Origin of the sequence: Shewanella sp. SW24 (assembly GCF_025653395.1) — a bacterium.
Classification (GTDB): domain Bacteria; phylum Pseudomonadota; class Gammaproteobacteria; order Enterobacterales; family Shewanellaceae; genus Shewanella; species Shewanella oncorhynchi.
On the sequence record NZ_JAKKSH010000035.1, the window covers coordinates 32,650 to 48,789 of the forward strand.

Below are 16,140 nucleotides of genomic sequence, written 5' to 3' on the forward strand. Positions count from 1 at the left end.
TAATGCTGTTCTCTATATCATTGATGGCCTATTTTTCAGATTGGGTGACTAAAGGCGTTAATGTCACCGTTGAATTTGCCATGATATAAGCAAATTGTGCGTAGGCGGCGACGTTTTGAGCCAATGCGGCAGGGTCGATTTTATCTAAGGTATCATTCGGTGTGTGATGGTAATCAAAATAATCGTGGCCATCTTGCCTCAAAGATGCAACTGGAACACCTAAGGCGGGGAGCATAGACACGTCTGGCCCGCCTGAAGCTTGGTTATTGCCCAGTGCAACGCCATTGAATGACATAGGGCTGAGCGCTTGCTGTACTTCTGTGAATATGTTCTCATTCACTTTAGTGTCGATTTGATAAATTCTACCGGCCCCAAAATCAGACTCTGCAGCTATGTAGTGCAGCGGTAATTCCGCTTTATGAGCCTCTGCATACGCTTTACCGCCAACGAGCCCAACTTCTTCAGCGGCATATAGCACGACTCTAACTGTGCGAGCGGGTTTTATGGGGAGATCTTGAATATGCTTGGCTGCAGCCGTCACAATGGCGACACCAGCGCCATCATCAATCGCGCCAGTACCTTCATCCCAGGAATCTAAATGAGCACCAATGAGCACTATTTCATTGGGCTTACTACTGCCCGTTACTTCGGCAATGACATTGTAAGAAGTATTAAAACCTAAGTTTTTTGGCGACATATGCAATTCGAGCAGGGCATTAGGATCGCGTTTTAGCAATGCACCAACCAAATCAGCATCGGGATTTGACATGGCAGCCGCGGGGATCTTAGGCACGCCATCTTGGTAGCGCATGATGCCAGTATGGGCCATGCGGTCATGATCTGTGCCAATAGAGCGGATCACGATAGCAACTGCGCCTTTTTGTGCTGCAGCGACTGCCCCTTTCGAGCGGCCACCAACGCTTTTACCATAACCTTCACCAGTGATATGGCGCTCTGTTTTTTGGTCAATAAAAACAATCTTACCTTGCACCTCTTCAGGCTTGGCTTGTTGTAATGCCTCTAGGCTATCAAAGCGCGCGATTTTAGCTTGTATACCTCCAGCAGGAGTCGCAATACTGCCACCAAGCGCAGTAATGACCAACGGCTGTTCTACAGGGACGGTGATTTTGGCTTTGGCTTCACCGCGCTCCCAAATTGGCACTTGTACGGCTTCTTTATAAACACGGTCAAAACCAAGGCTGGTCAGTTTATTTATCGCCCAATTAACGGCGAGGATATCTTTTGGGCTTCCAGCAAGTCTTGGACCCACTTCAACCGTGAGTGATTCGACTAAGTCATAGCTTAATTGCGAAGATAATGCTGCCTGTTGTAATTGAATGACTTCACTAGGGGCAGTTTCTACTTGAGTTTGGCACGCACTTAAACTCCCGATTAAAAGACTCGAGAGAAGTGTAGTTTGATAGGGCTTCATTAGATTTCCTTTATTTTTATTAAGCATGTCCCATTTTTAAAAACAATCTAGCAAAAAGTGTGCTTTATGTCCCGACTATATCCGTAAGGCGACGCTATATTAGCGCAGGGGTTAGTTTTAGGAGAGAAAGTGCGTAATGAATATTGAATTAATGCAGGAGCGAGCCGATCATGCCGTAGTGCTATTAAAGGCACTCGCGAACGAACGCCGTTTATTTATTCTTTGTTATTTATTGAATGAAGGAGAAATGTGCGTTGGCGAAATGAATAAAAAATTAGGCTTAAGTCAATCGGCACTATCACAACATCTTGCTTGGTTACGCAAAGATAATTTAGTAACCACACGCAAAGAAGCGCAAACGGTATTTTATTCACTCAAGAGTGATGAAGTACGGGAGATGATTCACTTATTGAACAACATTTATTGTCATTAATAGTGTTTTTCAGGTATAAAAAAACCGGCAATTGCCGGTTTTTTTCATTTGCTATGTTATAGATTAAGCAGCGATTGCTTTGATCTTAGCGTTCAAACGTGCCTTTTGACGAGCGGCTTTATTCTTGTGAATAAGACCTTTAGTCGCCATACGGTCAACGATTGGTTGTGCAACAGCAAAAGCTTCTGTTGCTGTTTTGTGATCGCCTGCTTTAATTGCAGCGATTACTTTTTTAACGTATGTACGTAACATTGAGCGACGGCTGGCGTTATGCTGACGACGCTTTTCAGATTGAAGCGCGCGCTTCTTTGCAGACTTGCTATTAGCCAAGGTGCAACTCCTAAAAACTGGATTTGATACTTTTAAAGGCCGAGGAATATGCCTGCATTTAGTCACTTTGTCAATGACTATGATTGAATATTCATCATAAAGATAAATTAATCCAACCTGCCTTGGCTATCTTCGACCCAACTCGTGTAATATGTGGCGCAATTCTAGCAGCTATTACCGCAGTGTGACAGAGCCTGAATCGATTTTTTGAGATGTATCACCTAATCAATTCGATATGGGTCTGGGGGACGTTTGAGTAGAAAATTATTAAAATCTGGCCTGATTGTTAGTGCTATGACATTGATATCCCGAGTTTTAGGTCTAGTTAGGGATGTGGTTGTTGCTAATTTGATGGGCGCAGGGACAAGTGCTGATGTGTTTTTCTTTGCAAATAAAATTCCTAATTTTTTACGCCGTTTGTTTGCTGAAGGGGCTTTTGCACAGGCGTTTGTACCTGTTTTAACTGAGTACCAAGAGAAACATACCGCAGAAGAGACTCGTGATTTATTGAGTAAAGTTGCGGGCACATTAGGTTTACTAGTGACAATAGTGACCCTTTTGGGGGTGGTTGCATCACCTGTGTTGTCAGCTTTATTCGGTGGTGGTTGGTTCATCGCTTGGCTTAACAACGAGCCAGATGGTGCTAAATTTGAACTCGCTACCGTTGTGCTTAAAATTACTTTTCCTTATCTGTGGTTTATCACATTTACGGCATTAGCGGGCTCAATTTTAAATACCCGAGGCCGTTTTGCGGTATCGGCTTTTACACCCGTATTTCTCAATGTGGCAATTATTGCGGCGGCTATTTTCTATGCGCCTACATCGACCCAGCCTGAGATTACCTTGGCTTGGGGCGTTTTTTGTGGTGGTTTGATTCAGTTCCTATTTCAAATTCCCTTTTTATTGCGTGAAAATGCGCTCGTCAAGCCTTCTTGGGGCTGGCATCACCCGGGCGTGGTGAAAATCAGAACTTTGATGATCCCAGCATTGTTCGGCGTGTCTGTCTCACAGATTAACCTGCTATTTGATACATTTATCGCCAGTTTTTTGATGACGGGTTCAATAAGTTGGCTCTATTATGCCGACCGTTTACTCGAATTTCCCTTAGGATTGTTTGGGATCGCGATTGCTACTGTAATTTTACCTGCGCTGTCACGAAACCATGTGAATGACGAAGGTGCGGGCTTTGGCAAGACGATGGATTGGGGGATTAAAGCGATTCTACTGCTAGGTCTACCGGCTATGATGGGGTTGATCGTGCTCGCAAAGCCCATGCTGATGGTATTATTTATGCGCGGCGCTTTTTCATTGCATGATGTTGAAATGGCTTCCTATAGTTTGATGGCTTATGGCAGTGGTTTGCTTAGCTTTATGCTGATAAAGGTGCTTGCTCCTGGCTATTACTCTCGTCAAGATACTAAAACACCTGTGCGTTATGGCATTATTGCCATGATCACAAACATGGGCTTTAACTTGCTGTTTGCTATTCCTTTTGGGTATGTTGGACTGGCGATTGCGACTTCGATGTCAGCATTGCTTAACGCCACATTACTATACCGAGGCTTGCATTTAGCTGGCGTTTATCGTGTTTCTAGGCCGACTATGGTGTTTTTTGCTAAAGCCGTGGTCTCTACAGCCTTGATGGTGGTAGTCTTGTATTACTTTTTGCCTTCACAACAAATTTGGTTAGATTGGCATTTGTTCGATCGTGCGAAAGCCTTGATAGGCTTAATTTTAGTTGGGGCAGTCAGTTACTTATTGTGTCTGCTTTTGCTCGGAATTCGTCCTTGGTCAATTAAACGGGGAGCTTGATTGCTGATTCTCATCGCTAGCTGTTATATAATCAGCCGATTTGCGCTTGGCAGTTGTCTAACGTTATGGAATTAATCCGCGGTATACATAACATTTTGTCATCCCACCACGGGTGTGTATTGACTATAGGTAATTTTGACGGCGTCCATCGTGGTCATGCGCAGGTGATTGCGAACTTAGTGCAGAAGGCGAAGCAGTTATCGCTGCCATCGACATTAATGACGTTTGAACCTCAGCCGCAAGAATTGTTTAGCGGTGACAACGCGCCGGCTCGTTTAAGTTTATTACGTGATAAAGTCATTTTACTCGATGAACTCGGGGTTGAGCGGTTAGTGTGTGTTAACTTTAATCGCACTTTTGCTAATCAACCTGCTGAGCATTTTATTGAAGAATTGTTGGTCCGCAAACTGGGGGTCAAATACCTCGTCGTCGGTGATGATTTTTGTTTTGGCCAAGGCCGTAAAGGCAATTTTGAGATGCTAGTGCAGGCGGGTATCCAATATGGCTTTACTGTGGTCAGCACTCAAAGTTTTATGCTGGGCTCGCAAAGAGTGAGCTCGACTGCTGTGCGTGAACAATTGGCGAAGGGCAATCTTGAACAGGCGAGACGCCTATTAGGACACCCTTTTACCTTGAGTGGTCGTGTAGCGCATGGGCAAAAAATTGGCCGCACAATTGGTTTTCCCACCGCGAATATCGCCTTAAAGCGCAATGTTGTGCCGGTACGCGGTGTGTTTGCGGTTAAATGTTATTGGGATAACAGCGATATTTATGAGGGCGTAGCCAATATTGGGTTTCGCCCGACAGTGAACGGTCAAGTGTGTCAGCTTGAGGTGCATCTTTTTGATTTTGAAGGTGACATTTACGGCAAACATGTTGAAGTCGAGTTGGTGGCTAAACTCCGAGATGAGCAACCTTTTGACTCATTGGATGCGCTAAAAAAACAGATTTTAAATGATGCAAATGAAGCCAGAGCTTTATTTGGTAATGATGCAGGCTGAAATTTATCAGTTTAATTAACGGTATAGGATCAATGAGCGACTATAAATTTACTTTGAATTTGCCGGAAACAGAGTTTCCGATGCGTGGTAATTTGGCAAATCGCGAGCCAGAGATGTTAGAGCGCTGGACAAAAGACGGTTTGTATCAACAGATCCGTGATAGCCGAATTGGCCGTACTCCCTTCATTTTGCATGACGGCCCACCGTATGCGAATGGCAGTATTCATATTGGTCACTCAGTTAATAAAATCCTCAAGGATATTATTGTTAAGTCAAAAACCATGTCTGGTTTTGACGCACCTTATGTACCAGGTTGGGATTGTCATGGTTTGCCTATTGAGCTGAAAGTTGAGCAAAAAGTGGGTAAACCAGGTCAAAAAATCTCTGCGGCAGAATTCCGTGAAGAATGCCGTAAATACGCTGCAGAGCAAGTTAACGGTCAACGTGAAGACTTTATCCGTTTAGGTGTGCTGGGTGATTGGCAAAATCCGTACTTAACGATGGATTTTTCAACGGAAGCTAATATCGTTCGTTCTTTATCGAAAGTGATTGAGAGTGGTCACTTGCATAAAGGCGTCAAACCAGTGCATTGGTGTACTGATTGCGGTTCTGCCTTAGCTGAAGCTGAAGTGGAATACGAAGACAAAACATCACCTGCTATCGATGTGGCGTTTGTGGCTGCCGATAGCAAAGCTGTTGCGGTTAAGTTTGGGGTAAGCGATTACTCACATCCTGTCTCTATGGTAATTTGGACGACCACGCCATGGACGCTACCAGCGAACCGCGCCTTGTCTTTGAGTCCTGAACTGGATTACAGCTTAGTCGAATTCGAAAAAGACGGTGTGACGCAAGCGCTTATTTTAGCTGAAGTCTTGGTTGAATCTTGCCTGACTCGCTATAACATCGAAAGCCATACAGTGCTTGGTACAACCAAAGGCGCTGCGCTTGAGCTTGTCCGCTTTAATCACCCGTTCTTGGATTTTGATGTGCCTGCAATTTTAGGCGATCATGTTACTACTGATGCGGGTACTGGTATCGTTCATACTGCCCCTGGTCACGGTCAAGACGACTTTGTTGTTGGGCAAAAGTACGGCTTAGAAGTCGCAAACCCTGTTGGCGACAACGGTGTATACAAGCCTGATACTGAGTATTTTGCTGGGCAACATGTTTTTAAAGCTAACGATAACGTCGTAGCTTTACTGAGAGAAAAAGGTGCCTTGCTGAATCACGTGGCTTACCGTCACAGCTACCCACATTGCTGGCGCCACAAAACACCAATTATATTCCGCGCGACACCGCAGTGGTTCATCTCTATGGATAACCACGGCCTACGTACGCAAGCATTGAAAGAAATCGAACAAACCCAATGGATCCCTGATTGGGGCCAAAGTCGTATCGAAAAAATGGTTGAAAACCGCCCTGACTGGTGTATCTCACGCCAACGTACTTGGGGTGTGCCTATCACGCTGTTTGTGAACCGAGAAACCGAAGAGTTGCACCCTGATAGCGTGTCGTTAATGGAACGCGTGGCGAATCGTATCGAACAGCAGGGTATTCAAGCTTGGTGGGATCTTGATGCCGCAGAATTGCTGGGTGATGAAGCGGAACAATACCGTAAAGTCACTGATACTTTGGACGTTTGGTATGACTCTGGTTCAACCTTCTCATCAGTGGTAGCCGCACGTCCTGAATTCCACGGACACGGGGTTGACTTGTATCTTGAAGGTAGCGATCAACATCGCGGTTGGTTTATGTCATCTTTGATGATTTCAACCGCAATGAATGGCAAAGCACCGTATAAGCAAGTGCTTACCCACGGTTTTACCGTCGATGGTAAAGGCCGTAAGATGTCAAAATCTATTGGTAACGTCATTGCACCACAAACGGTAACCAACAAATTAGGCGCCGATATTCTGCGTTTATGGGTTGCGGCAACTGATTACAGCGGTGAGATGACGGTTTCAGACGAAATCTTAAATCGCAGTGCCGATGCCTATCGTCGTATTCGCAACACTGCGCGTTTCTTATTAGCCAACTTAAACGGTTTCGAGCCCGCTAAGGATTTAGTGGCCGTTGAAGATATGGTGGCGTTAGATCGTTGGGTTGTTCGCCGTGCCGCTGCGCTACAACAGGAAATCATCGAAGCCTATGATCAATATAACTTCCATATAGTGACTCAAAAACTGATGCAGTTCTGCTCGGTTGAGTTAGGCAGTTTCTATCTGGATATCATTAAAGACCGCCAATATACGGCTAAGCAAGAAGGCCACGCGCGCCGTAGTTGTCAATCGGCGCTGTATCTGATCTCTGAGGCCATGGTGCGTTGGATTGCGCCAATTCTAAGCTTCACTGCTGACGAAGTATGGCAATTACTGCCTGGCGAGCGTGATGCTTATGTCTTTACCCAAGAATGGTATCAAGGCTTGAAATCAGTCACCTTAGCGACTGATTTGAGCGATGACTATTGGCAGCAGTTGCTAACCGTGCGTAATGAAGTCAACAAAGTGATTGAACAAGCTCGCCGCGACAAACGTATCGGTGGCTCATTAGAAGCTGAAGTGACCTTGTTTGCGGATGCTACCTTGACTGAGCAATTAACCCATATCGGTGACGAGCTGAGATTTGTGTTGTTGACCTCTGAAGCCAAAGTATTGCCTTTAGCTGATGCTACATTGGAAGCGGTTGAGACTGAGTTGGCATCACTGAAATTAGTGGTTGCTTCAAGCACTGCCGAGAAGTGTGAGCGTTGTTGGCACCACAGAGAAGAGGTTGGCACTATTGAGGCTCACCCAACACTTTGTACTCGCTGCGTAACCAATATTGAAGGTGACGGCGAAGTTCGTCAGTTTGCGTAAAGGATCTGTATGCCATTAACTTGGAAAGACAGTGGCTTACGTTGGTATTGGGTAGCTGTATTGGTGTTTTTAGCCGATCAGCTATCTAAGCAATGGGTCTTAGCCAATTTTGATTTGTATGAATCAGTGAAATTATTGCCTTTCTTTAATTTCACTTATGTACGTAACTATGGTGCAGCTTTTAGTTTTTTAAGTGAAGCTGGAGGTTGGCAGCGCTGGCTGTTTACGATTGTTGCGATTGGATTCAGTACGTTATTAACTGTGTGGTTGCGTAAGCAATCGTCTTCTTTGTGGAAACTGAATCTAGCTTACACCTTAGTGATTGGTGGTGCTTTAGGTAATTTAGTCGATCGATTGATGCATGGTTTCGTGGTTGATTTTATCGATTTCTTCTGGAATAAGAGCCATTATCCAGCATTCAATATTGCCGACGCTGCTATTTTTGTCGGTGCAGTGCTGATTATTTGGGATGCATTTGTAAGCGATAAGTCTGAAGCTGATAGCGCTGAAGGGGTTAAAAAGTGACTGTGACACGTTCATTATTATGCCACATGAACATTGTGCTTGCTGATGGCTCAACTGCCGATAGCACTAAAGCCTCGGGTAAACCGGCTCGATTAAATGTGGGTGATGGTACTTTAAGTCCTGCATTTGAGGCGCAGCTGGTGACGCTTGCTGAAGGTGATAAGCACAGTTTCACGCTTGAAGCGATTGATGCCTTTGGCGAATCCAATCCTGATGCTATCCATTATCTAGATCGAAGCCGTTTTCCGGCTGACATGAGTTTAGAGGCTGGCGTGATTGTGAGTTTTGCTGGCCCTGGTGGTAGTGAGATCCCAGGTATTGTCCGTGATGTTGCGGGTGATTCCATCACAGTCGATCTTAATCATCCTCTGGCAGGACACAAGATCACTTTTGAACTGGACGTAGTAAAGGTATTTTAAGATGAAACTCGATCCTACTAGCCCAAGTTTAAATATTATGCTCGCTAACCCGCGCGGTTTTTGTGCGGGTGTTGATCGTGCTATCAGTATTGTTGAACGGGCGTTGGAATTATTTTCGCCTCCTATCTATGTTCGCCATGAAGTCGTGCATAACCGCTATGTCGTGCAGAATCTGAAGGATCGCGGTGCGGTTTTTGTCGAAGAGTTAGATCAAGTGCCGGATAACAACATTGTTATCTTCAGTGCCCATGGTGTATCTCAAGCGGTGAGACAAGAGGCTAAGGCGCGAGGGCTGAGAGTCTTTGATGCGACGTGTCCTTTAGTGACTAAAGTACATCTTCAGGTGACGCGTGCCAGCCGCAAAGGTATTGAGTGCATCCTGATTGGCCATGAAGGGCACCCTGAAGTCGAGGGTACTATGGGACAATACGATAATCCTAATGGTGGAGTTTATCTGATTGAATCGCCTGCGGATGTTGAAGCTTTGGAAGTGCGCGATCCCAATAATCTCTGCTTCGTGACACAAACTACTTTGTCTGTAGATGATACTTTGGACATTATTGTTGCGTTACAGAAAAGGTTTCCCTCTATAGAAGGTCCGCGAAAAGACGATATTTGTTATGCAACGCAGAATCGTCAAGATGCGGTACGCAATTTATCTGCAGACGTTGATTTGTTGATTGTTGTTGGCTCAAAGAACAGCTCTAACTCTAATCGTTTACGCGAGCTAGCATTGAAAACAGGAACCCAGTCTTATCTAGTGGATACTGCAGATGATGTTGAGTCTAGTTGGTTTGATAATGTTACACGTGTAGCCGTCACTGCAGGAGCTTCAGCCCCCGAGGTCTTAGTCCAACAAGTTGTTCAAGCAATCGCTAAACTTGCCCCTAGTGTTGTGACTGAAGTTGAAGGGCGTAAAGAAGACACTGTTTTTGCTGTGCCAGCCGAATTACGTTAAATCTGTGTACTGTTTAATCGACAATAAAAAAGAGGCTATAAGCCTCTTTTTTATTGTCTCAAATTCATTCAAAGCATAATGATGTCAATGCTTATGTGCTAATGTTACTGGCTACTTACATTTTACTCATCTATTATTAACTGTTGGTGATTTTTATCGTAATACTAAGATTTTAAAAGGTAAATAGCTGAAAAGCTTGTCAAAAATATGGCTAAAATCGAAAGGTTGACACAAAGGGGATTTCAACGGGGCTTCTCATTAATTGAAGTGCTTGTTGCGTTAGTGATCTTAGTCATTGGCTTAATTGGTATTTTTAATCTGCATATTGTTGCAAAGCGTGGCAGCTTTGAATCCTTTCAGCAAACTCAAGCCTCCTATTATGCAAATGATATTATCAACCGGATGAAGCTTAATAGAACACAACTGGTCAATTACGATGGTGAGTATACAGGCTCTCTGGGTAAACCCGGTAATGTTTGTGACGTTGCTGTTGGCGCAGTGAGTATATGTACTCCAGAAGAGACTGAAGCTTGGGATCTTTACCAGTGGGAACAGAGTTTTATGGGGGCAGCCGAAGTTATGGATAGCCAGAATGTTGGTGGGTTAGACTCTCCAACAGCTTGCATTAATGTAGATGGTTCAACTGTAACGGTCGCAATTGCGTGGAGAGGGATCCGAGAGGGCGCGGGTACAAGTTATTCTGGGAGTGAATGTGGAGAAGATATTGGTACGCGTAGGCGGCTTTTTATTCTTTCGACAATGATTATTTAGGTTAACTATGTATGGATAATTTAAAAAACTGTGAGAAAGGGATGTCGCTGGTTGAGCTAATGGTCTCTATGGTCATTGGCTTATTTCTCACTCTTGGGCTTTTTGGCATGTTTAGTATGTCTTCTTCCAATGTGATCACAACGAGCCAGTTTAACCAATTGCAAGAAAATGGACGAATTGCTTTGTCACTCATGGAAAGAGACATTAGTCAGTTAGGTTTTATGGGGGACATAACGGGAACAGATTTTGTACTTGGAACCAATATGACCTTGAGGGATGGTGTTGCAAATGATTGTATTGGTGCAGGCGTAAATAACGGTACTTTACCTAATGCTGAACCTGCACACTTTAGGCGTCTATGGGGATATGAAGAGGGCGAGAGTGGGGATACATTAAGTTGCTTATCAGGTGTGAATCAGAATACGGATGTCATTCAAATTAAAAGATTAGTTGGCCCACCAGTGACTAATCCCAATGGCGAGCGTTTTTATATGGCTGCAACTTCGAGTGAAGCTGTGATGTTTAAAGGCGGTAATCCTCCCAATCCAGTACTCGAAAATGCTCGTTTTTGGGAATATCAGCATCATATTTATTTTATTAAAAATGATGGTTCTGTACCTGTTCTACGCCGAAAAACATTAACCAAGAATAATGGCATGAATAACGAAGAGCAGTTAGTTGAAGGCATTGAGAATATGCGTATTCTTTATGGTTTTGATAGTAATGGAGATGATACCGCCGATAGTTTTATGCCAGCAGAAAATGTAACCACATTAATGTGGGACAACGAATTATTTCAAAGACTTGTTGCCTTAAGGGTTTTCTTGTTGGTTCGCGCTATTGATGAAGATAAAAGTTATACCAATGAAACTACTTACACTCTGGGCGATAAGGAAATTAAAAATTTGAATGATCATTATCGACGCAAGATAGTTTCGACGACTATGGTGCTGGCTAATCCAGTGTTAATTAGAAATTAGAAGGTTGGTAAGATGAAAAAGCAAAAAGGAATTGTATTATTTTTTGCACTTATCATATTGTTACTTATGACTATTATAGGTGTCGCTTTGGCTGTTAATTCGACCCAGTCCATGCGTATGTCTGGAGCTGGCTCTGAGCGTATAGAAGCAAAATCAATCGCCGATGGTGGATTAGTAGCTACGATAGAAGCTAATAAAGGAACGAGTTTAACAACCTTATCTAATGTTATGACTACGACAGAGTTCGGTTCCCAGCAAACATTTACACCAAGCCCATTTGAAGTGGATGCAGCTGGTAACGTAGTTATTAGTGCGAAAGATGTTGCCTGTCAACGAAGCCCTAAACCAACACCTTTTATAGATTGTCGTCGAGTAGAAATTAGAAGTACTGCTAATTTTGGGCGTGATAATTTAGGGCAACTTACAGTTGTTATGTTAGTGGAGCAAGAAGTTATCGCTGGGACAGGGTGGTGATATATGTTAATCAAGAAGCTGGCTAGTCTTATATTGTCTGCGATGGTTGTTTCGTCTGGACCAACTTTTGCCGATGATACTGAGTTATATGTAAAAGAATCAACAACTCGAACGGGCGCAAGACCTAAAGTGCTCGTTATATTTGATAACTCAGGAAGTATGTCGACTGAAGAAATTACTCAGGTTGTAGATTATGACCCTAACTATGACTACCCAGCCGTAAGTGGTTCTGGGTATAGTGATACTCTTATTTATTATGCTGTTGGCGGTGGAGGATTACCCACCCCTGATACTAGCTCTGATAAGCGTAATTTTAAAGCTAGTTTAAATGGATGTAGTCAAAGCAAAGCTGCATTAGCAGAGTTTGGTCGTTTTACTGGGTATATAAGAGAGTTCACATCAAGTGGTACTACTGGTGTTTGGAAAGAACTACCTGAAACAAACGGTACAGCAATAAAAGTAATTGATTGTTGGGAAGATATTTCTCAAATAAATCCGAGTAATTCATCATCATATCCTAATGGATTTCCTGCTAACGGGGTAACAACGGGGTCAGGTAGTAAAAAGAAAGCGTATCCATATTTTACTTCCTCACTACCAGGAACAACTTGGACCAATGCTTTAGCCGCAGCTAATAATACTGACTTTGGTGTTGGACAACCTATTACCTTGTACACTGATAATTACTTAAGATGGTACGGATTATCTAAAGCGGGAAAATTACCAACGGTAAAAATTTCAAGACTAGAAATTGCGAAGAAAGCGATTTCTAATATTATTAGTTCAACTCCAACAGTGGATTTTGGACTTGCTGTATTTAATTATAATTATCCAAATGAAGGTAATCGAGACGGTGGTCGAATTGTATCTGGCATTACTCAGATGACGGATAGTACGCGTGCTAGTTTATTATCTACTATTGATAGTTTGCCAGCAAAAACAAATACGCCATTATGTGAGACTATGTATGAAGCTTACCGTTACTTTGCAGGTAAGGGCGTTAAATATGGTCATAGTGATACTGATTATGGCTCGTATGTAGGAAATAAACCCCCGTATGATAGTTCAGTGGAGAAGAGTGGTAACTACGCAAGTCCATTTAAAGTATGTACGGATATTGCTTATGTTATCTATGTCACTGATGGCTCTCCAACAGTTGATAAAAATGCGAATAATGACGTTATTAGTTTAACTGCCACTGGAAGTAAGGAAGGGGATTACTCTTCATTTTCTAAAAATCTAGATACAGCAAGCTATTTGCCCGCATTAGCTAGTTATATGTTTAATAACGACTTAATTAACAAATTGGACAGTTCAAATACTGAACAAATGCAGAATGTTCGTACTTATACTATTGGTTTTAGTAAAGGTGCAGAAGATGCCGCACCTTTACTTGCTGAGACGGCTAAAAGAGGTGGTGGTTTATATTTTGCTGCTCAGAACAGTCTTGAACTACAGAATGCACTTAATGATGCGTTATCAAATATTTTGAATATTGATTCAAGTTTTACATCTCCAAGTATTGCTAGTAATAATTTTGATAGGACTCAGACATTTGATGCCGCTTATTACGCTATGTTTCTCCCAGGCAAAGGACCTCGTTGGAGCGGTAATTTAAAAAAATTAAAAGTAACCGCAGATGGAACATTGGTTGATAGTAAAGGGAATGCAGCTATAGCAGATAACGGCAATATTAAAGATGGTGCCTGTACTATATGGTCGGATTGTGTTGCGCAAAAGGATGGGAATAAAGTTGAAGTCGGCGGAGTCGCGGCACAAATCAGAAAGCAAGAAGTTAGGAATATTGTAAGTAACTTAAATGGGTCCTCCAGTTTAACGCCCTTAACACTTGCTAATGCACAAACTGCAGCAGGCGGTGATGCTGCGCTAGCTAGCTATATGAGAACTAGCGTAGATGAGCTTGCTAATACGTTAAATTGGCTTAATGGGATAGATGTCGACGACGATAATAAAGATGGTAGTACGACAGATATACGTAATGATGTTATGGGTGATCCTCTTCATTCTAAGCCACTTGCACTCAATTTCGGCACAAAAAACGCGACTGATATTCGTATCATGCTTGGCACTAATCAAGGTGTTGTGCATATGTTTAAAGATGCGGGCGAATCTGTATCAGAGACTTGGGGCTTTATTCCCTATGAGTTATTGCCTAATTTAACAGAACTGAGAAGTAATGATCCTTCAGGTGTACACACAGTATACGGAATGGATTCATCTCCAGTTGCTTACACAGAAACTGATGCTGAGGGTAAAGTGATTAAAGCATGGGTCTATATGGGGATGCGTCGAGGTGGTTCGTCTTATTATGCCCTCAATGTGACAAACCCTGATAGCCCTTCTCTAATGTGGACTATTAATCCATCAACGGATGGTTTTTCTGATCTTGGACAAACATGGTCTGAGCCTATAGTGACGAAAATCGTTGGTTATGAAAAGCCTGTACTCATTTTTGGTGGTGGCTACGATGTTAGTTTTGATGCAACTCCTTCATCTTCTCCGGTAGGTCGTGCGGTTTATATTGTCGATGCAGAGAAGGGAACTTTGATTCATTCATTTGGTGGCTCTGCATCGGGTGCAACAGTACTTTCGGGTATTCAGGATAGCATTCCAAACTCAGTCGCCGTACTTGATAGTAATAATGATGGGTATACAGATAGGATTTATGCCTCCGATGTCGGTGCAAATGTCTGGCGCATTGATCTTCCAAGTGCAAGTAAGTCGAGTTGGAGTGCATTTAAATTTGCTTCTTTAGGTGGTACTGATAGTAATAATCGTCGTTTTTATGCAGAACCTGTTGTAGCACAAACGATGTTTACTAATTTATCCGAAGTTAAGGTGACAACAGAGAGTGGTACTACTACGACTAAAACTTATCAAAATGTTCCCTATGATGCGGTGGTGATTGGAAGTGGAACGCGACCCCACCCATCATCTACTGATATCAATGATATGTTTTTTACATTGCAAGATCGTAATGTGGTGACTAAGAGTTTTACTGGCGGTGATGTTCCCGAGGCGATCACAATCAATGATCTCTATGATGTGACTTCTACTGCACCTGCGTCTGAAGCCGACAACATAAGTTTCGGTAAAAAACTCGGCTGGTTCTATGATTTTAGTGGTCTAGGTGAAAAGAGTTTAACAGCTGCCTTGATTGTCCAAGGCAAAGTTTATTTCACTTCTTATTCTCCCCCTGCTGACTCGGTTGCCGATAACGTGTGTTTGGTGTCTGGTTCTGGCAAGTTATATCCGTTCGATTTGCACAAAGGAACGAGATCCTTTTCTCAATTATATTATGAACTGGGTGAACGTGTACCGGATACACCGCAGATTGTTATTCCTGCACCTGAATCCGGTAAAGATCCGTATATCTATATTATTGGAGTTGGTAAAGGTGAGAAAAATGAAAATGGGGATTATACAGGTACAATCAACGTTGCTTCTGGGTTAGGTGTTAATAAAATTTATTATCATATAAATGAATGAGTTATTAATTTATGAAGGTTAAACTTAAAGGTTTTACCCTGATAGAGGTGATGATCGCCGTCGTGATCATTGGTATTTTGGCATCGATTGCATACCCTTCTTATACGCAATACATTGCTCAGAGTGCAAGATCAGAAGGGTTAGCTGCTTTGATGCGTATAGCAAACTTGCAGGAACAGTATTATCTCGATAATAAAAAATATGCTACTGATTTAACAAAACTTGTAGGGGCAAACCCTTATATCACTGAGCATAAACATTACTCTGTATCATCAAGTGGTGAATCAAGCTTTACGATTAAGGCAGTTGCTCAAGGGGTTCAGGCTAGTCGTGATGCCTCGTGCTCTTCTTTAACAATATCAGATACTGGGGCAAAAGGTCCGAGTGCGGAGTGCTGAAGGATCCCCTCATAAATCAGCCATAGCATAGCCATATTTGAGCAACTGATTGGCGAATAATACCCAGGCCGCCAGCAATTCTTTCTCCGTGATTTGATAATCAGGCCGCCTGAGTACCTCCAATCCCAAGCGAATCGTTGAGAGTACCGTTCGATGCCCAATGGTATTGGCCTGAAAATGCTTATCCCAGCCCTGTTGCTGTGCGTGTAAACCAACTAGCCACAACAGGCATTGAACCATCA

The 16,140-nt window shown here is 43.0% G+C and carries 14 protein-coding genes and 1 pseudogene; 12 read left to right on the forward strand and 3 right to left on the reverse strand.

Annotated features, from left to right (window positions below):
* Positions 1-28: 28 nt before the first annotated feature.
* Positions 29-1,432 carry a M28 family metallopeptidase gene (locus L5M17_RS20385; protein ID WP_131525271.1) on the reverse strand — a complete coding sequence of 468 codons (1,404 nt, stop codon included), beginning with the start codon at positions 1,430-1,432 and terminating at the stop codon, positions 29-31.
* A 136-nt stretch (positions 1,433-1,568) separates the two neighbouring features.
* Here L5M17_RS20385 and L5M17_RS20390 point away from each other — a divergent pair, with 136 nt between their 5' ends.
* Positions 1,569-1,865 (forward strand): ArsR/SmtB family transcription factor, encoded by a 297-nt coding sequence (locus tag L5M17_RS20390; RefSeq protein ID WP_006084975.1) that lies wholly within the window; start codon positions 1,569-1,571, stop codon positions 1,863-1,865.
* Positions 1,866-1,928: 63 nt separating this feature from the next.
* Here L5M17_RS20390 and rpsT read toward each other — a convergent pair whose 3' ends face one another.
* Positions 1,929-2,195, reverse strand: a complete 267-nt coding sequence (gene rpsT, locus L5M17_RS20395; protein WP_011790375.1) for a 30S ribosomal protein S20 — start codon at positions 2,193-2,195, stop codon at positions 1,929-1,931.
* A gap of 252 nt (positions 2,196-2,447) precedes the next feature.
* On the opposite strand from rpsT, the gene murJ reads away from it, so the two are divergent.
* The 11 genes from murJ (at position 2,448) to L5M17_RS20450 (ending at position 15,898) form a co-directional block, all read left to right on the forward strand.
* Positions 2,448-4,007, forward strand: a complete 1,560-nt coding sequence (gene murJ / locus L5M17_RS20400; protein WP_105249941.1) for a murein biosynthesis integral membrane protein MurJ — start codon at positions 2,448-2,450, stop codon at positions 4,005-4,007.
* A 65-nt stretch (positions 4,008-4,072) separates the two neighbouring features.
* Positions 4,073-5,008, forward strand: coding sequence for a bifunctional riboflavin kinase/FAD synthetase (gene ribF, locus L5M17_RS20405; RefSeq protein ID WP_105249940.1), 936 nt, complete (start codon positions 4,073-4,075; stop codon positions 5,006-5,008).
* 32 nt (positions 5,009-5,040) lie between these two features.
* A complete protein-coding gene (gene ileS, locus L5M17_RS20410) occupies positions 5,041-7,863 on the forward strand; it encodes an isoleucine--tRNA ligase (RefSeq protein ID WP_263148974.1) in 2,823 nt (940 codons plus the stop codon).
* Between the two features lie 9 nt (positions 7,864-7,872).
* On the forward strand, positions 7,873-8,388 hold the full coding sequence (lspA, locus tag L5M17_RS20415) for a signal peptidase II (RefSeq protein WP_173496297.1): 516 nt from the start codon (positions 7,873-7,875) through the stop codon (positions 8,386-8,388).
* Positions 8,385-8,807 (forward strand): FKBP-type peptidyl-prolyl cis-trans isomerase, encoded by a 423-nt coding sequence (fkpB, locus tag L5M17_RS20420; protein ID WP_028760921.1) that lies wholly within the window; start codon positions 8,385-8,387, stop codon positions 8,805-8,807. The genes lspA and fkpB overlap by 4 nt, the downstream gene beginning before the upstream one ends.
* A 1-nt stretch (position 8,808) precedes the next feature.
* A complete protein-coding gene (gene ispH, locus L5M17_RS20425) occupies positions 8,809-9,765 on the forward strand; it encodes a 4-hydroxy-3-methylbut-2-enyl diphosphate reductase (RefSeq protein ID WP_028760920.1) in 957 nt (318 codons plus the stop codon).
* Between the two features lie 183 nt (positions 9,766-9,948).
* Positions 9,949-10,536 carry a type IV pilus modification protein PilV gene (pilV, locus tag L5M17_RS20430; protein ID WP_212601294.1) on the forward strand — a complete coding sequence of 196 codons (588 nt, stop codon included), beginning with the start codon at positions 9,949-9,951 and terminating at the stop codon, positions 10,534-10,536.
* A gap of 11 nt (positions 10,537-10,547) precedes the next feature.
* On the forward strand, positions 10,548-11,516 hold the full coding sequence (locus tag L5M17_RS20435) for a PilW family protein (protein WP_028760918.1): 969 nt from the start codon (positions 10,548-10,550) through the stop codon (positions 11,514-11,516).
* Between the two features lie 12 nt (positions 11,517-11,528).
* Entirely contained in the window at positions 11,529-11,990 is a 462-nt protein-coding gene (locus L5M17_RS20440; RefSeq protein ID WP_028760917.1) for a PilX N-terminal domain-containing pilus assembly protein, read from the forward strand.
* A 3-nt stretch (positions 11,991-11,993) separates the two neighbouring features.
* Positions 11,994-15,500, forward strand: coding sequence for a pilus assembly protein (locus L5M17_RS20445; RefSeq protein ID WP_263148975.1), 3,507 nt, complete (start codon positions 11,994-11,996; stop codon positions 15,498-15,500).
* An 11-nt stretch (positions 15,501-15,511) separates the two neighbouring features.
* Positions 15,512-15,898, forward strand: a complete 387-nt coding sequence (locus L5M17_RS20450; protein ID WP_263148976.1) for a type IV pilin protein — start codon at positions 15,512-15,514, stop codon at positions 15,896-15,898.
* 9 nt (positions 15,899-15,907) lie between these two features.
* Here L5M17_RS20450 and L5M17_RS20455 read toward each other — a convergent pair.
* Positions 15,908-16,140, reverse strand: a pseudogene (locus L5M17_RS20455) (IS4 family transposase); the annotation flags it as partial.